This is a genomic window from Pectobacterium brasiliense, assembly GCF_016950255.1.
Classification (GTDB): domain Bacteria; phylum Pseudomonadota; class Gammaproteobacteria; order Enterobacterales; family Enterobacteriaceae; genus Pectobacterium; species Pectobacterium brasiliense.
On the sequence record NZ_JACGFN010000002.1, the window covers coordinates 333,712 to 357,083 of the forward strand.

Annotated in this window: 19 protein-coding genes; 12 read left to right on the plus strand and 7 right to left on the minus strand. The window is 52.2% G+C overall.

Features of this window, described 5'->3' with window-relative positions; translation table 11 throughout:
* Window position 1 precedes the first annotated feature (1 nt).
* Both H4F65_RS16110 and H4F65_RS16115 read left to right on the plus strand, forming a co-directional pair.
* Window positions 2-1,729 (plus strand): ATP-binding protein, encoded by a 1,728-nt coding sequence (locus tag H4F65_RS16110; protein ID WP_010280433.1) that lies wholly within the window; start codon window positions 2-4, stop codon window positions 1,727-1,729.
* 148 nt (window positions 1,730-1,877) lie between these two features.
* Window positions 1,878-2,744, plus strand: coding sequence for a restriction endonuclease (locus H4F65_RS16115; RefSeq protein ID WP_010280436.1), 867 nt, complete (start codon window positions 1,878-1,880; stop codon window positions 2,742-2,744).
* A gap of 142 nt (window positions 2,745-2,886) precedes the next feature.
* Here the strand turns inward: H4F65_RS16115 and H4F65_RS16120 are convergent, their stop codons facing one another.
* From H4F65_RS16120 to H4F65_RS16135, 4 genes are all read right to left on the minus strand, one after another.
* On the minus strand, window positions 2,887-3,927 hold the full coding sequence (locus H4F65_RS16120) for a PDDEXK nuclease domain-containing protein (protein ID WP_039319946.1): 1,041 nt from the start codon (window positions 3,925-3,927) through the stop codon (window positions 2,887-2,889).
* A gap of 18 nt (window positions 3,928-3,945) precedes the next feature.
* Window positions 3,946-5,148, minus strand: a complete 1,203-nt coding sequence (locus H4F65_RS16125; RefSeq protein ID WP_039319943.1) for a tyrosine-type recombinase/integrase — start codon at window positions 5,146-5,148, stop codon at window positions 3,946-3,948.
* A 265-nt stretch (window positions 5,149-5,413) separates the two neighbouring features.
* Window positions 5,414-5,839 carry an organic hydroperoxide resistance protein gene (locus H4F65_RS16130; RefSeq protein ID WP_010285606.1) on the minus strand — a complete coding sequence of 142 codons (426 nt, stop codon included), beginning with the start codon at window positions 5,837-5,839 and terminating at the stop codon, window positions 5,414-5,416.
* A 187-nt stretch (window positions 5,840-6,026) separates the two neighbouring features.
* Window positions 6,027-6,476, minus strand: coding sequence for a MarR family winged helix-turn-helix transcriptional regulator (locus H4F65_RS16135; protein WP_010285607.1), 450 nt, complete (start codon window positions 6,474-6,476; stop codon window positions 6,027-6,029).
* Between the two features lie 217 nt (window positions 6,477-6,693).
* On the opposite strand from H4F65_RS16135, the gene mgtE reads away from it, so the two are divergent.
* Complete coding sequence (mgtE, locus tag H4F65_RS16140) at window positions 6,694-8,172, plus strand: magnesium transporter (RefSeq protein ID WP_039319941.1); 1,479 nt, start codon at window positions 6,694-6,696, stop codon at window positions 8,170-8,172.
* Window positions 8,173-8,251: 79 nt separating this feature from the next.
* On the opposite strand, the gene galK is transcribed toward mgtE, so the two are convergent.
* Both galK and galT read right to left on the minus strand, forming a co-directional pair.
* Window positions 8,252-9,415 (minus strand): galactokinase, encoded by a 1,164-nt coding sequence (gene galK / locus H4F65_RS16145; protein ID WP_010285609.1) that lies wholly within the window; start codon window positions 9,413-9,415, stop codon window positions 8,252-8,254.
* Between the two features lie 9 nt (window positions 9,416-9,424).
* Entirely contained in the window at window positions 9,425-10,465 is a 1,041-nt protein-coding gene (galT, locus tag H4F65_RS16150; RefSeq protein ID WP_010285610.1) for a galactose-1-phosphate uridylyltransferase, read from the minus strand.
* 464 nt (window positions 10,466-10,929) lie between these two features.
* On the opposite strand from galT, the gene galR reads away from it, so the two are divergent.
* The 3 genes from galR to H4F65_RS16165 all read left to right on the plus strand — a co-directional run bounded on the left by galR (window position 10,930) and on the right by H4F65_RS16165 (window position 14,153).
* Window positions 10,930-11,940: an HTH-type transcriptional regulator GalR gene (galR, locus tag H4F65_RS16155; RefSeq protein ID WP_039274381.1), complete on the plus strand. Its 1,011-nt coding sequence runs from the start codon at window positions 10,930-10,932 to the stop codon at window positions 11,938-11,940.
* A gap of 487 nt (window positions 11,941-12,427) precedes the next feature.
* Complete coding sequence (locus tag H4F65_RS16160; RefSeq protein ID WP_010285616.1) at window positions 12,428-13,735, plus strand: maltoporin; 1,308 nt, start codon at window positions 12,428-12,430, stop codon at window positions 13,733-13,735.
* Between the two features lie 169 nt (window positions 13,736-13,904).
* Window positions 13,905-14,153, plus strand: a complete 249-nt coding sequence (locus H4F65_RS16165) for a hypothetical protein (protein WP_155278060.1) — start codon at window positions 13,905-13,907, stop codon at window positions 14,151-14,153.
* Between the two features lie 95 nt (window positions 14,154-14,248).
* On the opposite strand, the gene H4F65_RS16170 is transcribed toward H4F65_RS16165, so the two are convergent.
* Entirely contained in the window at window positions 14,249-15,331 is a 1,083-nt protein-coding gene (locus H4F65_RS16170; protein WP_010285619.1) for an ABC transporter ATP-binding protein, read from the minus strand.
* Window positions 15,332-15,823: 492 nt separating this feature from the next.
* Here H4F65_RS16170 and H4F65_RS16175 point away from each other — a divergent pair, with 492 nt between their 5' ends.
* From H4F65_RS16175 to H4F65_RS16200, 6 genes are all read left to right on the plus strand, one after another.
* On the plus strand, window positions 15,824-17,056 hold the full coding sequence (locus H4F65_RS16175; RefSeq protein ID WP_010285621.1) for an extracellular solute-binding protein: 1,233 nt from the start codon (window positions 15,824-15,826) through the stop codon (window positions 17,054-17,056).
* 88 nt (window positions 17,057-17,144) lie between these two features.
* Entirely contained in the window at window positions 17,145-18,461 is a 1,317-nt protein-coding gene (locus H4F65_RS16180; protein ID WP_010300993.1) for a sugar ABC transporter permease, read from the plus strand.
* Between the two features lie 12 nt (window positions 18,462-18,473).
* Complete coding sequence (locus H4F65_RS16185) at window positions 18,474-19,322, plus strand: sugar ABC transporter permease (protein ID WP_010285626.1); 849 nt, start codon at window positions 18,474-18,476, stop codon at window positions 19,320-19,322.
* Between the two features lie 35 nt (window positions 19,323-19,357).
* Entirely contained in the window at window positions 19,358-20,572 is a 1,215-nt protein-coding gene (locus tag H4F65_RS16190) for a glycoside hydrolase family 53 protein (RefSeq protein WP_010285627.1), read from the plus strand.
* A gap of 227 nt (window positions 20,573-20,799) precedes the next feature.
* Window positions 20,800-22,860, plus strand: coding sequence for a beta-galactosidase (locus H4F65_RS16195; protein WP_010285628.1), 2,061 nt, complete (start codon window positions 20,800-20,802; stop codon window positions 22,858-22,860).
* Window positions 22,861-23,011: 151 nt separating this feature from the next.
* On the plus strand, window positions 23,012-23,353 hold the full coding sequence (locus H4F65_RS16200) for a PTS sugar transporter subunit IIB (RefSeq protein WP_010285629.1): 342 nt from the start codon (window positions 23,012-23,014) through the stop codon (window positions 23,351-23,353).
* Window positions 23,354-23,372 lie beyond the last annotated feature (19 nt).

Consider the following 23,372-nt stretch of genomic DNA (forward strand, 5'->3'; position numbering starts at 1 on the left):
TATGCCAATATTCAACTTTAGGGATGAAGAAGCGCTCGGGAAGGTTGCCTCGGTTGACACCACGAATGTCATCGTGGACGTCGAGAATGTGTCTCATCTGAAGAGGCTTCAGGTTAATCACCTCGCTGTACTCCAGAGTAGCAAGCCAGGACAGCACCTGATTGGTCTTATTACGCAAGTGACAAGAAAGCGCGGCATTGAGAATCTTTCTGATGACGGAATCGTAGATCAGAATTCAGAGTTGAATCTGTGCCGCATTGCATTAATTGGAACCATGCTGGATCGCGATGGCTCCAAGGAGAACGTTTTCCGTCGAACACTCGAAAGTGTTCCTGAAATAGATGCAAACTGCTTCGCTCTCGAAGGCGAGAACCTCACTGGATTTATGCGCACGCTCTCCAGTGTTTCAGCCGACGGCAATGCATTGACTCTCGGCAAATACACTCTGGATGACAATGCAGTAGCCTACCTTAATGGAAATAAATTCTTCCAGCGCCATGCCTTTATTGGAGGGAGCACAGGGTCTGGGAAGTCTTGGACAACGGCCAAAATTATTGAGCAGATGTCAGGGCTTTCTACAGCGAACGCCATTGTCTTCGACCTCCACGGAGAATATGCGCCATTGACGGGGCCTGGCATTCAGCACTTCAAGGTTGCTGGGCCTGCAGATGTTGAAGCCCAACGCACTATTTCTGATGGTGTGCTTTACCTGCCTTATTGGCTACTTTCTTATGAGGCGCTAGTTTCCATGTTTGTGGATCGCAGCGACCAAAATGCCCCGAACCAAGCCATGATTATGGCTCGCGAGATCAATCAGGCCAAGAGGAAGTACCTTGAAGACAATGGACAACAGGACTTGCTTAAGCATTTTACTGTAGATAGCCCTGTGCCATTTGATCTTAACTTCCTGATGTCGCGACTAAATGAAATAAACATCGAAATGGTTCCTGGTTCGCGCGGCGACAAGCAAGGCGACTTCTTCGGAAAGCTCGCACGCATGATTTCTCGCCTTGAGAACAAAATTTCCGATCGACGCCTCGGATTTATGTTTAATGGCGGCGGAGATATTCTTGATTTCACTTGGCTTGAGAAATTTGCCAGCGCTGCTCTTGGGAGCACTGCGGAGAACGGGAAAGCAGGAATCAAGATCATCAACTTCTCCGAGGTTCCCTCGGACGTCTTGCCCCTAATCGTATCCCTCGTTGCACGAGTTACGTTCTCAGTCCAACAGTGGACGCCATCAGAGCTTCGCCACCCTATTGCGCTTCTTTGTGATGAAGCGCACCTATATATGCCGCAGCGCAATATGGCAGATTCTGCCGACGATATTTCACTGGATATATTCGAGCGCATCGCCAAAGAGGGGCGAAAATATGGCGTTAGCTTGGTTGTAATCAGCCAACGTCCATCCGAAGTAAACAAAACACTGCTTAGCCAGTGCAGTAACTTTGTATCTATGCGTCTAACCAATGCTGAAGATCAAGGAGTTATTAAACGTCTACTTCCTGATAGCCTCGGCGGCTTCAGCGATATCCTTCCTACGCTCGACACTGGCGAGGCTTTGGTTGTTGGTGATGCCAGTTTATTGCCAAGCCGCATCAGAATCGACGAGCCACAAAATAAGCCGAATAGCGGGACTGTTAATTTTTGGGATGAATGGCAGATCCCAGTCGAAGAGAATCGACTAATGATCGCTGTTGACAACTGGCGAAAGCAAAATATCCAATAATGAACCCTGCATTAAAGCGGGTGCTATTTTAATTAGGTTATTGCTTCCCACTACTCGGAAGAAAAATCGAGGCAATAACTTTTTAAATTTACATTTCCAATGCCTGGTTGGTTTTTTGCACATGCAGGTAGTTTTCTGGAGTAGACGGATGAGGGATGTATTCAAGGATCTCAACGATGAAGATTGGGAGAATTTTGCTCAAGATGTTCTATTCCATCTTGGCTATACAATAGCTCTCGGGCCATCTGTGGGGCGCGATGATGGCGTGGATCTTCTTGTCGAGAAAGGTGGACAGAGATTTGTTGTAAGTTGCAAACACCATCAGAAGGCTATTGGTGTTTCGCAGGAAAAAGACATTCGAGATCGCATGGAGCTTAATTCATGCTCGGGATTTATAGCATTCTACTCGTCATCAGTAACTTCAGGCCTGAAAAAAAAGTTTGGCAAGCTTCGCGAGCTTGATTTTAAAGTGGTCGAGTACTACAAAACAAACATCTTAGACATAATCCCTACAATGATGGGATTTGTTCTGGAAAAGTACTTCAAGCAAGTGCACGACCTATATCACCATGTGAACACAAACATGGTATACAAGCCACTACCTTGTGTAATGAGGTGTGGATGTAATGATATTTTATCAAAAGAGAATCTCCCTCGCTCAATGGTTACCCTTGTAAAAAAGGGTAATAAGCTATGTTTCGAATACGGCTGCAAAAAATGTCTCAGGGATTATCCTGAACACAACCTGGACTGCTTCGACCCCGAAATAATAGGAGGATTCGATCTCATCGAAATATACTGGATGGAGATATCGCAGATTCGTTTTTTTGAGGAGTACTTCAAGTGGCGAGACTTAATTGATTTATGCCTGGAGAATCTCGAGGTTGTCCCTGATGACGATTTCTACAAGAACTTATCCATATTTAACATGGCGCTAATGCAAGTTATGGTTCCGCAAGGATGGGGGGTATGGCTGCCTGAAGAGTATGAAATCACCACGATTCGATTGATGTGAATTTTGCAATTTATTTCTGAGCGATCAGATTAACTCTAAGGACTCTCTCGGTTAGGGCTTAAGAATTGATACGTCATATCTTCATGAGGGTATGCTGTTTAAAAAAACTTCGACAGTGCGACACACAACTTTGCTTTTTTCTTCACGAAGTTTTAGTTGGCGTTTTGATGTGCAATTGTGCCCGTTGAGTTGCCTGCTTTAACTTCTCACTTAGCACTGCGCGCGGCGGCAAGCTTGTCAGGTACTCGGCGACGTGGATGCCCGACTTGTCTAGTTCCAGCAACTCAATCTGTTCGCGCTTCTTGCCGGTGCAAAGGATGATCCCCAGCGGCGAGGCTTCCGCCAGCTCCCGCTCGTTCTTGTCCAGCCAGCGCAAGTAAAGCTCCATCTGCCCTTTGTAGGCCGCCTTGAACTCGCCGATCTTCAACTCCACCGCCACCAGCCGCCGCAACTTGCGGTTGTAGAACAGTAGGTCAAGGTGGAAATCCTCATCGTCGATCTGGATGCGCTTCTGTCGGGCGACGAAGGAGAAGCCCGCACCCAGCTCCAGCAGGAAGGATTCCATTTCACGGATGATGGCCGCCTCTAGGTCACTTTCCTGCCAGCTATCTCGCATTCCCAGAAAGTCGAGGATGTACGGGTCGCGCATCACGAGCGCCGGTGTCATGCGTTGCGCGTCGCGCAAGGTCGCCAGCTCCCGCTCGATGGTTTCTTTCGGCTTTTGCGACAACGCCGTGCGCTCGTACAGCATCGAGTCAATGCGCTCGCGCAGAGTTCGCACGCTCCAGCGTTCAGCACCTGCAATCTGCGCGTAGTAGTCCCGCTGGAGCGGTTCCTTGAGTGCCAGCAGCAGGACAAAATGCGACCAGCTCAATTGTCGCGACAGTGTCGCGACAATTTGTTCTTCTGGGAACGTGGCGGCGAATTTGACCATCCGACGCAGATTCTTCTCCCCAAAGCCGCGCCCATAGTCGCGGGCAAGCTGCTCGGCCAGAGTCGGCAAGATTTCCTCGCCGTACCCGGCCCGCTGCCCGGAAAGCACCTCCGTATGGATGCGCTGGCCAATCTGCCAGAATAGCAGGGTCAGTTCGGCATTGATCGTTGAGGCGACGCGCTGCTTCGATGTCTCGATCAGTGCCCGAATGTCCCCCAGCAGCGCCGTCGGTTCTGCTGGTGACGTGATGGATACCCTTTCGCCTGGTCATGCTGTCACCTCCGCAGGTGATTGCTTGACACAGGTTAGCGCTTTGCGCCGGTTCGCCACCAACTCGGCGGCCTCCCGCACGGGCTTGTCTTCGGTGTGGACGTAGCGCATGAACATCGCCACGGTCTTGTGCGCCGTCAGCGCCATACCGACCTTCACTGGGATGCCCGAATTGGCAATGTCCGTCGCCGAACGGTGGCGGATGCCGTGCGTACCCACATGCGTTACACCAGCGGCTTTCAGAGTGCGAGTCCAACCGCTGTAATACTCGCCATCGCTCAGGTGCCGATCTGGATGCCGTGGAGAGGGCAGCACATGGGGCTTCATAGCATTGCGGGCGGCTGTTGAAAGAAGCCGATAGGCTTCTTCGCTCATGGGCTTGGACATACCCCCTGTCTTGCTGTCAGGCCACACCACGCGCCGGTTTTCCAGATCAATCCAATCCCATTGAAGCTCAATGATTTCGGAGCGACGAGCGGCAAACTCGAATTGCAGGCGGATGGCCAGCGGGATCACTGCATGCTCCAGGCCTTCCGCCTCCAATTGGTCAAGGTAGCGAAACAACTTGCCCATTTCCTCGTCGCTGATGAGGTGAGTCGCCTTGCCGTTCGGGTACATGGGCACATGGCGGCATGGGTTAGTGCCGTCAGGGCGATAGCCCCATACCTCAGCCAAGTTGAACATCTTGCGCATCACGCTGAACGTGCGGTTCGCATCGGCGGGTTTGTGCGCCATCTTCTTCATCATCGAAGCCACGTCAGGCCGCTTCAGATCCTGCACCTTCATGCGACCAAGCATCGGGATGATGTTGCGGTCAATGACGCTCTGGTAGCCTTCCTGCGTGCTAGGCTTGTTACGCTGGCTGGAGTAGTCTTCCATGAACTTGATGCACAGCTCCTTGACCGTGGGTGCCTGACGCGCTGCAGCCTTCTCTGCAGCAGGGTCGCCACCTCGGCGCACTTGCGCCAGCCACTCCTGCGCCAGCGACCGAGCCTGTTCGACGGTCAGTTCTCCATAGAGCCCCAAGGCAGGTTTGCGCCGCTCTCCGGCATTCGTGCGGTACTGGAGCATGAACACCTTGCGGCCTGCCGGGGTGATCTTGCACAGGAAGCCGGGAACCAGGGTATCGCGCAGTTCGACTGGCTGCGCTTGGGCTTGTGCCGCATCGACTGCGGACTTGGTGAGTTTGATTTTCGCCATGATGACTCCTCGGAAAGCCCGATTTCCAGGAGCCTGTTGGGAGCCAAGCGGGTGGAAGCCGGGTCAAGTTTCAGAAAGCACCGGCATATGATGAATCCGCCTAAGTTATTGATAAACCTGCTGTATCAGACTGTGGCGTAGTCCAGCGAAGTTCGGTGCTGGAATCATGGTGAAATAAAAAAACGGCAGTGCGAATCTTCGCAGCCACCGTTTTTATCAATCAATTGAGTTCCTCAATCAATCATGTGCTTGCTTCAAGCCAGGCTTAGACGATAGTCAGGGTCACATCGATGTTGCCGCGCGTTGCATTGGAGTATGGGCAAACGATATGGGCTTTCTGCACCAGATCTTCAGCCACGGCGCGATCCAGACCCGGCAGGGAAATCTTCAGTTCAACTTCAATACCAAATCCCGTCGGGATAGCCCCGATGCCTACGCTACCGTTTACCGTAGTATCAGCAGGGACAGCGATTTTCTCACGCGCACCGACAAATTTCATCGCACCAAGGAAACAAGCAGAATAGCCCGCGGCAAACAGCTGCTCTGGGTTCGTCCCTTCACCGCCTGCACCGCCCAGTTCACGTGGGGTCGTCAATTTAATATCAACCGCTTTATCGGAAGACACCGCACGACCATCACGACCACCGGTAGCTTGAGCATGGGCAACGTATAATACTTTTTCAATAGACATAATGTGACTCCAGATAGTTAGGGAATGGCCTAAGGCAATATAGATGCTGCTCAGGCTTTAATTACATAGTAAAAAATTAAATCGCGAACTACTTATTTGCGTAAAGAAAATCACGTAAAAACAGACTACTTAACAAATATAATGCTGTCTGAGGAGCTGCGGATGCACAAGGCAACCGCCACTATCTTCAAAGATGCCCAATCAGATTCTTACGCAGCGTTTCTAAATCTTTTTTGATCGTCTGTAGCTGGTCAAGATGGCATTCCGTCGCGCAAAACACGCTTTCAGGAATCGCTTTCGCCTGTTGCTGAAGTGCTCGCCCTGCTTCGGTTAAACCAACCAGCACCTGGCGCTCATCCTCTGTTCCCCGGTTACGCACGACTAAGCCTGCGCTTTGTAACCGCTTGAGCAACGGCGTTAGCGTTGCGGAATCGAGATACAGACGCTCACCCAGTTCAGACACCGTCAGCCCCTCACGCTCCCACAACACCAGCATGACCAGATATTGGGGATAGGTCAGGTTCAGCTCAGACAGCAAACGACGATACAGTTTATTCATCGCCAGATTGGCTGAATACAGTGCGAAGCACAGCTGTCCATCCAGTTTGTAAGCGTTGTCGTTCATCGTTTCTGCCATTGGTATCGGTTACGTTTCTGGAATTGAATATATATCGCCAAAAACTAAGTAGCAAGCGATTTAATAATTCATTAGATAAAAACCGCATCAAAAACGCGTCTGGGCACTATCGCACACCTTTCAGACTGCGATTCGCCAGTAATCCTATTCTTAATCTACTGATTTTGCGCTACGTTTAATAAAACACGGATAAAAAACAGATCGAGCATAAAACATTATGTCGAGTGTAAAAAAACTTACCGACCTCCGTCGCCGTATCTCCCTTCTGCTGTTGGAAAACAAAGAACTGGTTGAAGACATTATCAACCGGCAACCGCGCGTTACGGAACGCGATGACGCCTCGTTGGACGACAGCGCTGCATTAAATAACAAAATCAGACTGCGTGAAAAAAGCATCCTGCTCGATCAAACCGCAGAAATCAGCGAGCTCATCATCGGGCTGCATGCCGCTGACCTTGCCGACATGCTGGAATCTTTACCGCAGGATGAACGGCTGGCGCTCTGGCGGCTTATTCCTGTAGAGAAGCGCGGCCGCGTATTGATTGAGGCCTCTGACAGCATTTCTGACGATCTGATCGGCGACATGCAGGACAAGGAAATCCTGAGAGCGGTGAGGATTCTGGATGTTGATGAGCAGGCTCAGCTGTCTCGCCTCGTCCCCCGCCATCTGCTGGGCAGAATACTGACCTCGCTTGAGCCGAAGCAGCGCGCGCAGCTACGTGCCGCCATCAATTACGATGAAGACTGCCTCGGCCACATGATGGATTTCAAGCTCATCACCGTGCGCGCCGATGTCACACTCGCGACCGTACAGCGCTATCTGCGCTACCGTAAAACCATCCCCAATTCCACCGACAAACTGTTCGTTACCGATCGCAAAAATACGCTGATCGGCGAGCTGTCACTGGCCAGCATTCTGCTCCACTCGCCTCAGGCTCTGGTTAATGACGTCATGGACGATCAGCCGTTGAGATTCCAGCCTGAAGATAAAGTCGAAGAAGCCGCAGGGGCTTTTGAACGTTACGACTTAATTTCCAGCGCCGTGGTCGATAGCAAAGGGAAACTCATGGGACGCCTGACGATTGAGGATATCCTCGACGTCGTGAACCGAGAGAGCGACAGCAGTCTGCGGCGTTCAGGGGGGTTAACGCCTTCTGAAGACGTCTACGCGCCCGTGTATAAATCGTTTCGCAATCGCTGGGCATGGCTGGCGATCAATCTTTGTACGGCGCTTATAGCTTCGCGGGTTATCGGCCTGTTTGAGAATACATTATCCCATTTGGTGGCGCTGGCGACGCTCATGCCGATTGTCGCCGGAATTGGCGGGAATACGGGTAACCAGACGATTACGATGATCGTGCGTGCACTGGCGTTGCATCAACTTGAACACGGCAAAAAATCGTACCTGTTGCTTAAAGAATTAGGTGTTGCGCTGGTCAACGGGGTGATATGGGGCACGATTATGGGCGTGGTGACCTTCCTGCTCTATGGTAATGCCGCGATGGGTGGCGTAATGATGCTGGCGATTCTGCTGAATTTGCTGCTCGCCGCGCTGATGGGGGTCGCTATCCCACTGATCATGATGAAACTCGGCCGCGATCCGGCCATCGGCTCCAGCGTAATGATTACGGCCATTACCGATACTGGCGGCTTCTTTATTTTCCTCGGGCTGGCAACGCTGTTCCTGCTGCCTTAAACATATGCAATGTAAAACACATGAAATGTAAAAAGGGCTTTAACCAAAGCCCTTTTCGCTCACCTTTCCCAGCCTGAACTTAACTCACGCGACCCGCACCGCCGGATGCCTGGCACAGATAGATGGATGGCTGAAGGCCGGTACGCGCCGGATATTCCCGTTCGATCACCTGTTTGACTTCATCCGTCAACGCCGAGGGAATAAGGGCGACAATACAGCCACCAAAACCGCCACCGGTCATACGCACACCGCCCCGCTCACCGACATACTCCTGAATCAGATCCACCAGCACATCGATCGGCGGCACGGTAATTTCAAAATCGTCACGCATGGAGACATGCGATTCTGCCATCAGCGTAAACAAACGGTGCGCATCTTGACGCGCCAGCGCATCGGCCGCTTCCAGTGTACGACGGTTCTCGGTAATAACGTGTCGCGCACGGCGTACCGCTACCGGATCCAGCCCCTCGATTCCCGCTTCAAACTGTGCCAGTGAAACATCACGCAGCGCCTTGACGTTAAAGTGACGCGCCGCCGCTTCACACTGCTGGCGTCGCGTATTGTATTCGCTGTCCACCAGCCCACGGCGCACGTTAGAGTTCACGATCAGGACGTCAACGCCGTCGAGCATACGCACAGCGCGCCCTTCAAGAGAACGGCAGTCGATCAACAGCGCCTGACCGACACGCCCTTGAGCGGAAATAAACTGATCCATAATGCCGCAGCTACAGCCGACAAAATCGTTTTCCGCCTGCTGGCCGTTCAACGCCACATCCAACTGGCTGATATCCAGATTATTCAACTCTTTGAACGTCTGCCCGATCGCCACTTCCAGCGAAGCCGAAGAACTTAGCCCTGCGCCAGAAGGCACATTACCGGAGACCACCATATCCATACCAGTGAGCGGCAGGCCACGTGCCTGCAAAAACTTCACCGTTCCACGGATATAGTTCGCCCAGGTGTAGTCCGGGTGAGGCACGATCGCTTTGGCAAGATCGAATTCATCCTGCTGGTTGTCAAAGTCCACCGCGACCACCCGCACGATGCCATCCTGACGTACCGCTGCGCTGACAACCGTCTGGTAATCGATAGCACAAGGCAAGACAAAGCCATCGTTATAGTCGGTGTGCTCGCCAATCAGGTTGACCCGACCGGGAGCCTGAATAGCCGCGTGCGGCGCATAGCCAAATAATCGGACAAAAACAGACTCGGTTAACTGACGTAGAGAATCAATACGGCTCATAAAATGACCTCAAATTTGCTCACGAAAATGGATATCACTCACGCTGCGTAAACGTTCAGCGGCCTGCTCTGCCGTCAGATCACGCTGTGTCTCAGCCAGCATTTCATAGCCGACCATAAATTTGCGCACGCTGGCGGAACGTAATAACGGGGGATAAAAATGGGCATGCAGCTGCCAGTGTGCGATGTCATCGCCCTTAAACGGCGCGCCATGCCACCCCATCGAATAGGGGAAGGAACACTGGAACAGGTTGTCATAACGGCTGGTCAGCTTTTTCAGGATCAGCGCCAGATCGTCACGCTGACCGTCATTGAGCTGTGGTAATCGCTGCACGGCGAACTTAGGCAGGACCAGCGTTTCAAACGGCCACGACGCCCAGTAAGGGACAACCGCTAGCCAGTGCTCCGTTTCCACCACAATGCGCGATCCGTCAGCCTGCTCGCGGCGAACATAGTCCAGCAGGAGTGGCGAACCGTGGCGGGAGAAATAATCACGTTGCTGCTCATCCTCACGCTGTACTTCGTTCGGCAGAAAATCGTTAGCCCAAACCTGCCCGTGCGGATGGGGATTGGAGCACCCCATCATCGTCCCTTTATTCTCAAAAACTTGAACCCACGGATACCGTTTGCCCAGTTCTTCAGTCTGATCGCTCCACGTATCGATCACCGCTTTCAGCGCTGGCAGCGAAAGCTGTGGCAGACTTTTACTGTGATCGGGAGAAAAACAGATGACACGGCTAACGCCACGGGCTTGCTGCACGCGAAAAAGCTCGTCGTCGCCCGATGGTGCATCCGGCGTGTCCTCCATCAGAGCCGAAAAGTCATTCGTAAAAACAAAGGTGCCCTGATAGTGCGGGTTGATATCGCCAGTAATGCGTTTATTGCCCGCACACAGATAGCAGGTCGGATCGTAAGGCGGTGGCGTGGCGCGATCCGGTTCATCCTGCTGCCCCTGCCAGGGGCGCTTGGCACGATGCGGAGAAACCAGAATCCATTCGCCTTTCAGCGGGTTAAAACGGCGATGCGGATGTTCAGTCGGCTCAAACTGCATAAGCTATTCCTCAATACAAAACACAAATTCGGTACAACCGCGGCACCATCCGCAACCCATTGTATGGCGCTAACAGTCCGTCAGAGATCTCGGAGAGGCATCAGGTCAGTCTGTAAACTCAGCCAGAAAAACCCCTTAATGTAATCAGTTTCACTATATGGCATGGATAAAACAGCTGTAGCAATGCTGAATAACGATAGTCAGCTATCGTTTAACCATCATATAAGTGTAATCGGTTACCCTAAATTTAAACCTCAGCATGGTATTTTGGAAGAGAGAAATGGTCGATGATTGTTGATAGCGATCACATAAGTACGGTCTGGATCAAAAAGGCAAGGTGGTCGGATAGGTAACATCCCCCAAAAACCTGTACATTTATAAATATAAGTAATCGATTTTTTCTTTTAACTTGCGAGTTGGGCTGCGTTCCGCCTCACCACGCATTTGACCGCTCAGGAATGCCAATGGCCACAATAAAGGATGTTGCTCGTCTATCAGGTGTATCAGTCGCTACGGTTTCGCGCGTGATTAATAACTCACCCAAAGCCAGTACCGCCTCAAGGGAAGCCGTACACAAGGCCATGGCGGAGCTGCAATATCATCCAAACGCCAATGCCAGAGCGCTCGCGCACCAAAGTGCGGAGACCATGGGGTTGGTTGTCGCGGATGTGTCCGATCCCTTTTTCGGGACAATGGTGAAATCTGTCGAACAAATTGCCCAGGCAACCGGCAACTTTTTGCTCATTGGTAACGGCTATCACAATGCCGAGCAGGAAAAGAAAGCCATTGAGCAGCTAATTCGCCACCGCTGCGCGGGGCTGATCGTGCATGCAAAAATGCTTTCAGATGAGGAACTGGCGGCGCTAATGAGCCACATTCCTGACATGGTGCTCATCAACCGTACGTTACCCGGTTATGAAAACCGCTGCGTTGCACTCGACGATCGCTATGGCTCCTGGCTGGCAACGCGCCATTTAATTCAGGAAGGGCATCAGCGAATCGGCTTTCTCTGTTCTAATCACCAAATTTCTGACTCCGCCGACCGCCTGCAAGGCTATGTGGATGCGCTGCAAGAGCACGGCATCGCACGGGATGAACGCCTCATTGCCCGCGCCTCACCGGACGAAGTGGGCGGTGAATCCGCCATGATGGAATTGCTGAGTCGGGGCGGCAACATGACGGCGGTGGTGTGTTACAACGATTCCATGGCCGCAGGTGCCCTTTCTGTCCTGAGCGATAACAGCATCAGCGTACCGCAAGATATGTCGGTAGTTGGGTTTGATGACGTATTGATCGCCCGCTACCTTCGTCCTCGCCTGACGACCGTACACTATCCAGTTTCCGCTATGGCAATTCAGGCGGCAGAATTAGCCATCGCGTTATCCCACGGCAAACAGCTCAGTGAAACCACGAACATGTTTAGCCCGACGCTGGTACGCCGCCATTCTGTCAGCCCCCCAGCCCGTAAGAAATAACCGCCTTTTATCATTCAGCTTGCCCGATGCGTTGCTCTTTCGCATCAGGCAAGCACGACATCATTGTCCCTTTCCGCACTTGCACGTCCTGTTCTGTATTTCTCTTCCGCAGACTCTCTTTCACTATTTTTCTGAAATGTTTCCTACTCGGCATCGCATCATGCCTTTTATGTAACGTCACCGATTCTGACATAAAAAATTTTTATGCTGCATTTTAACCGTACAGGCAAAATGTGTAACCAGTTACACATCATTACACAGCAAATAACACCTAGATAGTTCTGATAAATAATCAAAATACCCTCTGTAATATCGTTACATCAGTGTAAATATCGGTGTAACTATTTTGTATTTTGTGAGAACAATCATGTCACGCACCATTTTATTCCCCCATAATCCTTCGCCATGAGTGGAAGCGTTTTACCTCCGTTCACGTCATGTTATTTGGAACATCCACATTCTTACCCGAATAAGCGAAAGGTATATTATGAAAAGAAAACTGCTGACAACATCCATTGCGCTGAGTTTGGCAATGCTGGCAAGCCCTTCTTATTCTGTTGATTTTTCAGGGTACTTCCGTTCTGGCGTGGGGGCTTCAAACCACGGGAAACAACAGGCAGCCGATAAAAACTATGTAGGAAGATTAGGTAACGAAGATGACACCTACGGTGAAATCCAATTAGGGCAGCAGCTGTATAACGAAAATGGGAAAACGTTTTACTTTGATAGCATGATTTCCATGTTCTCTAACGGCTCGAACGATAATGAAACGACAAAAAATGACGATGCCGAGTTTGGTTTGCGCCAGTTGAACCTTCAGGCAAAAGGCTTTGTGCCTGGCCTGCCGGATGCCACAGTATGGGCGGGGAAACGCTACTATCAGCGTCATGACTTGCACATCATCGATACCAAATACTGGAATATCTCCGGTGCGGGTGCCGGGATCGAAAACGTCAAAGCCGGTGAAGGTGCATTCTCGTTTGCCTGGATCCGTGCCGATGCTGAAAACATGAACGTCGACTGTGGCAACAGCATTAACAGTCAGGAATGTCAAACCAGAACAGATACCTACGACGATCTGAATATCAACTATCTGGACGCACGCTATGCGGGCTGGAAGCCGTGGGACGGTGCGTGGACGGAGTTCGGTATCTCCTACGCGATGCCAAATGAAGCGGACACACAGAAAAATATCTTCCTCGCGGAAGGGCAAAAATTCGATCCTAAAAACTCGATGATGATCACGGGCGAGCTCAGCCACTACTTCTCTGGCCTCAAATCCAACCAGAAACTGGTGCTGCAATATGCCGACAAAGGGCTGGCACACAACATGGTCGATCAGGGCGGCGGCTGGTATGACGTCTGGAGCATTAACGACAGTGCTAAAGGCTACCGCGTCATTCAGGCCGGTGATCTGCCGATCACGGATAATATTTCTCTTAGCCATGTCCTGACCTACGGTAAAGCGGATGAAATCAGCCGCTGGCGCGACAGCACAGAGTTATTATCTGCGGTAGGTCGCGGCCAATACGCCTGGACCAAGAACCAGAAAACCTATCTGGAAGTGGGTGCATATCAGAAAAAAGATAGCTGGAAAGCGGGTACAGAAACCAAATACAGTGGTGAGAAATACACGCTGGCACACGCCTTCAGCGCTGATATTCCCATGATGACACGCCCGGAACTGCGCTTCTTCGTGTCTTACCAAAACCGCGGAAATGAAAACCGCAACACCTTCAACGACGCTCGCAGCAATGCCGTGAACTTCGGTATTCAGGCAGAAGCCTGGTGGTAATACCGCACTAACCCTCAGCTCGACGGGTCCATCATTCCCGTCGGGTATTTCCCAAAAGGCCTTCTACCGAAGGCCTTTTTCTATTGCGAGTAACACTCGCTATCAAATTTTCACTGCATCATATGCGGTAGTACGAAAGTTTCGTGCGTGTTAACTACCGAGTAAATCTGTGATGTCATCACACGCCCGACAAGGCGCGCTCAATCGCCGCAGCGCCTTGACCACTGGCTTTTCGGCGCTAATTGCGTCGCTACGCGATACCTTCGGCGTGCGTATCCGCTATTCGGACCGTCTGCGACGCGTTCCTTACGCGGCGCAGATTTTCGCGGCGTCCATGCCGCTCATCCGGCGGCCACGCCCACCTCAGCGCAATTTTTTACGCCTGGAACACACAGAGCAGCGACATATTTCGCAATAGAGGATTTATAAATATCAGAATTAGCGCCCGCTAAGGGCGCTGTTTATGTTTAGTAGGGATTTAGGCTATTGAGATTCAGCGATGCAGTCGCTTAACTAGCCACTGATACGCAGGCCATCGGCGTTAAACACCAGACAGTTATTGGGCGAGAAGAAAACCTCAATGTGTTCATACGGTTTGAAGGCGCTGTCGCCTGCCAGAAGAAGCTTGAAGTTATCAATGCCGCAGCATTGGCCGAACAGGTAGGTGCTGTTACCTAAACGCTCGACAACCTCGCAGCCGAATGACAGGCGAATCCCCTCACCTTCAGGTGACACGTGTTCCGGCCGCAGCCCCAGCGTGACCGTGCTGCCAACGCTCAATTCGCCAGTACGGATCGGTAGCTCAAGCTGTAGCTGCTCGGCAATATTCACCGTCAGGCTATCCGGCGTCCAATCGATGACCTGCGCAGGCAGGAAATTCATTTTGGGCGAACCGATAAAGCCCGCGACAAACTGATTAACCGGATGATAGTAAAGCTCCATCGGCGATCCTACCTGCTCGACTTTGCCGTAATTCATGACCACGATTTTATCGGCCAGCGTCATAGCTTCGACCTGATCGTGCGTCACGTAGATCATCGTCGTTTTCAATTCCTGATGCAGTTTGGCGATGTGCAACCGCATATCCACGCGCAGTTCCGCATCCAGGTTCGACAGCGGTTCGTCAAACAGGAACACTTTCGGGTTACGCACGATGGCGCGTCCTATCGCCACACGCTGGCGCTGACCGCCGGATAGCTCTTTAGGTTTGCGCTCCAGCAGGTGAGACAGTTGCAGCGTCTTCGCCACCATCTCGATCTGGTGCTTAATCTGGTCTTTCGGGACACCATTCACGCGCAGGCCGTAGCCCATATTCTCAGCGACGGTCATGTGCGGGTACAGTGCATAAGACTGGAACACCATCGCCACGCCACGGTGAGCAGGGGCAACATCATTCACCACTGCCTCATCAATCATGATTTCACCGCCTGTGACATCTTCCAGCCCGGCAATCATTCTCAGCAACGTCGACTTACCACAGCCTGACGGCCCAACAAAAACGGCGAACTCTCCATCGGCAATCGTCAGATTCACATCGTGAAGCGTAATCGTTTTGCCAAAATGCTTACTCACTCTATCCAACTGGATCGACGCCATAACGGTAACCTCTTGATAATTTTGCTTTTCAGGATATAAGCGCTGAGTCACAACGGCCCAGTGGTCGTCTACTCAAAATGGCTAGGTAGCCCTTCCAGACGCATTAGCATCCGGCCAGGTTTACCTGCACGCTGGTCATAATTGCAATATAACAGCATGGTGTAACCGTTTGCACAAACAGGGGGTTACTTTTGTGCATAAGATCACAGCCTTTACATGTTTCGCTGGCAGACGTGGCGCACTCTGCTTAATGTAATCGCCATTGGTGTAACCGTTATCCTAGTTTGTGGAAAACGCGTAATAAAGCGTCAAGCACCACACAGCGACGATCGCCAAACAACGTGTACTGTTAGATGCCTCATTCCCTGCGGTGTACTGCCGTGTGATGTAACGTTACACCCACATCGCACAGAGACAGCAAAAACGGCGAAAGCGGAAAGTACGCGACGATTTCCTACCATGATGGGCCCACCAGGGCTTTGAGGACTAATGATGAAAATGAAAACACTGACCACCGTCATTATGATTTCACTGGGTATCACCGGTGTACTCAGTAAATCAGCGCTGGCAGCCGACAAAGAACTTCTGGTATGGGAAGATATCAAGAAATCCGACGGCATCGCCGACGCGATCAAAGCCTTTGAAAAACAGAATAATGTCAAAATCAAAGTGCTGGAAACGCCTTACGCACAGCAGATTGAGAAACTGCGTCTGGATGGCCCAGCAGGAATCGGTCCGGATGTAATCGTGATGCCACACGATCAGGTCGGGACTGCCGTGGTTCAGGGATTGATCAGCGAACTGAAGCTGGATCAGACGTTCCTGTCGAGTTTCACCAAGCCAGCACTGGAAGCACAAACCTATAACGGTAAGCTTTACGGCGTGCCGAAAGCCGTTGAAACCACCGTGCTGGTGTACAACAAAGATCTGATGCCACAGCCGCCGGAAAAATTCGACGACCTGTTCACCTTCTCCAAGCAGCAACGTGCGGAAGGTCGTTACGGCCTGCTGGCGAAATTTGACGAAATTTATTACGCCTATGGCGTCATCGCCGGGATGGGTGGCTACATTTTCGGGCAGAACAGCAACGGTTCACCGAACGTAAAAGACATCGGTCTGGATAAAAAAGCCACCATCGACGCCGTCAACTACATCAAGAAATTCTATGCCGATGGCCTGTTCCCACCGGGTATCGTCGGTGAAACCGGCGCTAACGCCATCGATTCCCTGTTTACCGAGAAAAAGGCCGCTGCCGTCATTACCGGCCCGTGGGCATTCCAGCCGTATAAAAATGCAGGCGTAAACTATGGCGTCGCCCCACTGCCGCTGCTGCCAAACGGCGAGCATCCACGTTCGCTGCTGGGCGTGAAAGGCTATAGCATCTCCACCTACTCCAAAAACAAAGAGCTGGCGCAGAAATTCATTGAGTTCATCAATCAGCCTGAGTACGCCAAAGTCCGCTTCCAGTTAACCGGTGAAATCCCACCGATCGCGGCGCTGGTTGACGATCCGCTGATTAAGGACGATGAAAAATCCCGTGCTGTCGCGATCCAGTCTGGCTATGCCGTTCCTATGCCGAGCGTACCGGAAATGCAGGAAGTCTGGACGCCAGCGAACAGCGCGTTGCAACTGAGCGTGACCGGTAAGCAGGACACCAAAGCGGCACTGGAATCTGCCGTGAAGATTATCAAAATGCAGATCGAAGCTAACCACAGTAACCAGTAATCCCCCGCACCACCGTGGGTCAACATGGGATCCCTTGTCATCCCCAATCGATTTCGGGATGTAAGGGATACCCATGTTTTTAAGAAAAATGGAGGTAGATGTGACCGTCAACGCCAGCGGCCTTACGCCACAAGAAAGAGGATGTCGCCACGCCAGAACGGCTGTATTGCTGGCGCTCGTCCCCGGACTCGGACAGATTTATAATCGCCAGTTCGTCAAAGGTGCGCTTTTCTTTATCGTCATGGCCTGCTTCATCGGCATATTCCATGATTTCCTGCGAAACGGTGCCTGGGGGCTCATCACGCTGGGCACCGAGCTGCCGCGCGATCACTCTATTTTTCTGCTGGCAAAAGGCATTATCAGCGTGATCGTCGCCGCTTTTGGCGTCGGCGTTTACTATCTCAGCCTGCGCGATGCTTACGTGTGCGGTGCCAGACGCGATAAAGGCCTGCCGTTGAACAGCGTGAAGAAGCAATATCAGATGCTGCTGAGCGAAGGCTTCCCTTATCTGATGATCACGCCCGGCTTCATCCTGCTGGTCTTTGTCGTGGTTTTCCCGATTATTTTCGGTTTTTCCATCGCCTTTACCAATTACAACCTCTATCACACGCCGCCCGCCAAGCTGGTCGACTGGGTGGGGATGACGAATTTTATCAACATTTTCCGGCTCGATCTCTGGCGTTCGACGTTCTTTGACGTGCTGCAATGGACGGTGATTTGGACGCTGATTGCGACCACACTTCAGTGCGCCGTAGGTATTCTGCTGGCGATTTTGGTAAACCAGAAAGGCCTGCGCTTTAAGCCGCTGATCCGCACCATCCTGATTCTGCCGTGGGCGGTGCCGGGTTTCGTCACTATTCTGGTTTTCGCAGGGATGTTTAACGAAACGTTTGGCGTGATTAATAACGGCATTCTGGCCGCATTAGGGATTGAGCCTAAAGCGTGGATGACCGATCCGTTTTGGACCAAGACCGCGCTGATTCTGATGCAAACCTGGTTAGGCTTCCCGTTTGTGTTCGCCATGACGACGGGCGTATTGCAGGCGATTCCTGACGATTTGTACGAAGCCGCGACGATTGACGGAGCCAGCAGCTGGTACAAGCTCACCACTATCACGCTGCCGCTGGTGCTCTACTCCATTGCGCCCATCATCATCACGCAGTACACGTTCAACTTTAATAATTTCAACATCATCTATCTGTTCAACAACGGTGGACCGGCGGTGATCGGCTCCAACGCGGGCGGGACGGATATTCTGGTGTCCTGGATTTATAAACTGACCATGTCTTCTTCCCAATATGCGATCGCAGCCAGCATCACCATTCTGCTGTCGATTTTTGTCGTCGGCGTCGCGCTGTGGCAGTTCCGCGCCACCAATTCCTTCAAACAAGACAACATGGCATAGGAAAGCGCGCAGATGAAAAAACACAGCGTTAAACGCCAGAATTTTATCAAACTCGGCCTGACCTACCTGTTGCTGACGATCGTGGCGGTCATCATTATTTATCCGCTGATCTGGACGGTAGGCGCGTCGCTGAACCCCGGCAACAGCCTGCTCAACACCTCGATCATCCCGGATAACTTCTCCTTCATTCACTATGAGGAGCTGTTTAACGGCCAGATTGACTACGCCGCGTGGTACTGGAACTCGATGAAAATCAGCTTCCTGACCATGATTCTGACGCTCATCAGCGTCAGTTTCACCGCGTATTCCTTCTCTCGCTTCCGCTTTCGCGGCCGCCAGAACGGGCTGATGCTGTTTCTGCTGCTGCAGATGATTCCGCAGTTCTCTGCCCTGATCGCCATTTTCGTACTGGCGCAGATGCTGGGACTGGTGAACAGCCATATCGCGCTGGTGCTGGTTTACGTTGGCGGCATGATCCCGATGAACACCTATCTGATGAAAGGCTATCTGGACGCCATTCCGAAAGATCTGGATGAGTCCGCGCGTATGGACGGCGCGGGTAACTTCCGCATCTTTATCGAGATCATTATGCCGCTGTCCAAACCAATCATCGCGGTGATCGCCCTGTTCTCGTTTACCGGTCCGCTGGGTGATTTCATTCTCTCCAGCACCATCCTGCGCACGCCAGATCAGTACACGCTGCCCATCGGGCTATACAACCTGGTCTCGCAGAAGATGGGCGCCAGCTACACCACCTACGCCGCAGGTGCCGTGCTGATCGCGGTGCCGGTCGCCATTCTTTATCTTTCATTGCAAAAGTACTTTGTCTCCGGCCTGACCTCAGGCGGAACCAAAGGGTAATTACTCAACATCTGTACAAATTCCAGGAACGTAAAATGAAAATGAAAAAACGCGTACTGATGGTCGCCATGCTCGCAACTGGCCTGCTGACCGTCTCCCTGCCGCAAACCCTGTATGCCGCAGAAAATGTGACGATCAACAAATTGACGAACGTCCCTGCCGACTTCATTAAAGGCGCGGATATTTCCATGCTGAACGAGGTGGAAAAGCACGGCGGAAAATTTTATGACGAGAACGGCAAGCAGAAAGACGCCATGCTGATCCTGAAAGAAAACGGCATTAACTATATCCGTCTGCGCATCTGGAACGATCCGAAAGATGCGGCGGGCAATGGTTACGGCGGCGGTAACAACGATCTGGCGACCACGCTAGCGCTGGCTAAACGCGCCAAAGCGAACGGCATGAAAGTGCTGCTGGATTTTCACTACAGCGATTTCTGGACCGATCCGGCTCACCAAAACAAGCCCAAAGCCTGGTCTGGACTCAACGTAGCGCAGCTCACGACTGCCGTACATGACTACACCAAAGCCACGATTAGCGAATTCCAGAAAGCGGGCGTGATGCCGGATATGGTGCAGATCGGTAACGAACTGAACGGCGGGATGCTGTGGCCGGAAGGAAAAAGCTGGGGTCAAGGCGGCGGTGAATTCGATCGCCTCGCGGCACTGCTGAAAGCCGGTATTCAGGGCGTGAAGGACGTACAGGGCGCGAATAACGTCAAAATCATGCTACATCTGGCAGAAGGCACCAAAAACGACACCTTTATCTGGTGGTTCGATGAAATCGTCAAACGCAATGTCCCGTTTGATGTGATTGGCGCCTCGTTCTACACCTACTGGAACGGCCCTATCAGCGCGTTGCAGTACAATATGAACGACGTCACCAAACGCTACAATAAAGACATCATTGTGGTTGAAGCCGCCTATGCCTACACGCTCGAAAACTGCGATAACGCGGAAAACAGCTTCCAGCAGAAAGAGCTGGATGCGGGCGGCTACCCGGCTTCCGTTCAGGGTCAGGCCAATTACCTGCACGATTTGATGCAAAGCGTCATCAACGTCCCCAATCAGCGTGGCAAAGGCGTCTTCTATTGGGAGCCAATCTGGCTGCCCACTCCCGGCGCAACCTGGGCTACGAAAGCGGGCATGAAATACAACAACGACGAATGGAAGGAAGGCAACGCGCGGGAAAATCAGGCGCTGTTCGACTGCAAAGGCAACGTCCTGCCTTCCATCAAAGTGTTTAAGTAAGCCGCAAACCGTATTCAACACGTGACAATCCGTTTAACTGACACAAGAGCAGCGATAATGGGATAGAAGAGTAAAGCGTTTGCGCCATGGATGGCGCAACTCGAGCGTACAGGGATGTATTCACCGCGTCTTTACGATCTACCCATCATCGCCGTGTAAGCACATTGCAGCTATCTCGAACGCGCAAACCGTATTCAACACGTTGACAACCCGTTTAGGAGAGAACGATGTTCAAATTCCCCCCATTAAGCAGCAAGGTGCCTGTTCTGCTGCACGGCGCAGACTATAACCCTGACCAATGGTTGGACGATCCAGAGGTGCTGGAAAAAGACATTGAGATGATGAAGCAGACCCAGTGCAACGTCATGTCCGTGGGCATTTTCAGCTGGTCCGGGATTGAACCGGAAGAAGGTCGCTATGAATTTGGCTGGCTGGACGGCATCCTCAACACGCTGTATGCCAATGGGATATTCGTTTTTCTGGCAACCCCGAGCGGGGCGCGCCCAGCCTGGCTATCGCAGAAATACCCTGACGTGCTGCGTGTGGGTAGCAACCGCGTGCGGGCGCTGCACGGCGGTCGCCATAACCACTGCCTGAGCTCGCCGAATTATCGCGAAAAAGTAAAACAAATGAATACCCAGTTGGCAAAACGCTACTCGCACCATCCTGCGGTGATCGGCTGGCATATTTCCAACGAATACAGCGGCGAGTGCCACTGTGATACCTGCCGCGGCACCTTCCAGAGCTGGCTAAAAGCGCGCTACGGCACGATAGACGCGTTGAATAAAGCGTGGTGGAGCACCTTCTGGAGCCACACCTACACCGACTGGTCGCAGTTAGAACCTCCATCGCCCATCGGTGAAATGTCGATTCACGGCCTGAATCTGGACTGGAAGCGCTTTAACACCTCACAGGTTAGCGATTTCTGTGCGGCAGAAATTGCGCCTCTCAAAGCCGAAAACCCGTCTCTGCCAACGACGACGAACTTCATGGAATATTTCTATGATTATGACTACTGGCAGCTAGCGAAGGTCATCGACTTCATCTCCTGGGACAGCTACCCGCTGTGGCATAACGCGGAAGATGACTGCACGCTGGGTGCCTACACCGCGATGTATCACGATCTGATGCGCTCGCTAAAAGGTGGAAAACCCTTCTACCTGATGGAGTCAACACCGAGCCTGACCAACTGGCAGCCGATCAGCAAACTGAAAAAGCCGGGCATGCATATCCTGTCTTCACTTCAGGCTGTCGCACACGGTTCCGATTCTGTGCAGTATTTCCAGTGGCGTAAAAGCCGCGGTTCCGTCGAGAAATTCCACGGTGCCGTCGTCGATCATGTCGGACATATCGACACCCGCGTCGGGCGTGAAGTGCAGGAATTGGGTGACATACTCAACAAACTCGCACCGGTGGCAGGCAGTCGGGTTGACGCCAACGTCGCCATCATTTTCGACTGGGAAAGCCGCTGGGCGATGGACAACGCCCAAGGGCCGCGCAACGCGGGGCTGTTCTATGAAAAAACCGTCACCGAGCATTACCGTACGTTCTGGGAACAGGGCGTGGCGGTGGATATCATCAACGCGGATGTCGACCTCAGCGGCTATCAGCTCGTCATCGCCCCGATGCTCTACATGGTGCGTGATGGTTTTGCCGAACGCGTCGATGCCTTCGTCAAACAGGGCGGTCGCTTCGTCACCACCTACTGGTCTGGCGTCGTCAACGAAACCGATCTGTGCCACCAAAACGGCTTCCCCGGCCCGCTGCGCCCTATCATGGGGATCTGGGCGGAAGAAATCGACGGGCTGTACGATCATGAAAGCAACAGCATCAGCGGTCTGGACGATAACGAGCAACGTCTGGTCGGCCCGTATCAGGTCACCCACCTGTGCGAGCTGATTCATCTTGAAGGCGCGCGGGCGCTGGCGACCTATGACAGCGATTTCTACGCTGGGCGTCCGGCCGTTACGGTCAATGATTACGGCAAGGGTCAAGCCTATTACATCGCATCGCGTAACGATCTCGCTTTCCAGCGTGATTTCTTCACCACGCTGATACAGACGCTGGATCTACCACGTGCGCTGCCGACCGACCTGCCTTACGGCATTGTGGCTCATCGCCGTGATGACGGGGAAAGTGAGTTTATCTTCGTACAGAATTACACGGCAACACCGCAGCAGATCACGCTGCCTGCCGTCTACGAAGAAATGACTACGGGCAGCACGCTTTCAGGGGTGCTCGACCTGTCAGGCTACGGCTGCCGGATCCTACGCCGCGCATTACAGTAAGGCTCATGCTTATTGATTAAGCCTTACGATACCGGGCGAGCACGGTGCAGAAGTTCCTACGGAACATCATCACCGTGTGTCGCCTAACAGTAATGTTACGTGAACGGCATTATCATACGCACGCTGATAAACAAACGAAGAGGTGACTACGATGGGCAAGATTCACAATTTTCGGAAATTGTTCGCATCAATGTTGGGTAAGCAAATTACCGAGATTGAAATCGCTTCACCGCTAGACAAAGAAAACTTGCAGCAGTTGGTAACCGCCTTTGGTGGCAAAGAAAATATCGTCAGTCTGGATGCCTGCATCACCCGCCTGCGGGTCGAGGTTCACAGCCTGCGGCTGGTCAACAGCGACAGCCTGCAAAAACTGGGGGCTATCGGCGTGATTATTGTCGGCCATCAGGTACAAGCCATCTTCGGCACTCAGTCGGATAACCTGCGCCGCGAACTGGCCGCCTGGTTTGAAGACGACGGCGCAGAGGCACACTAACGACACGTTTTCGTCCCGA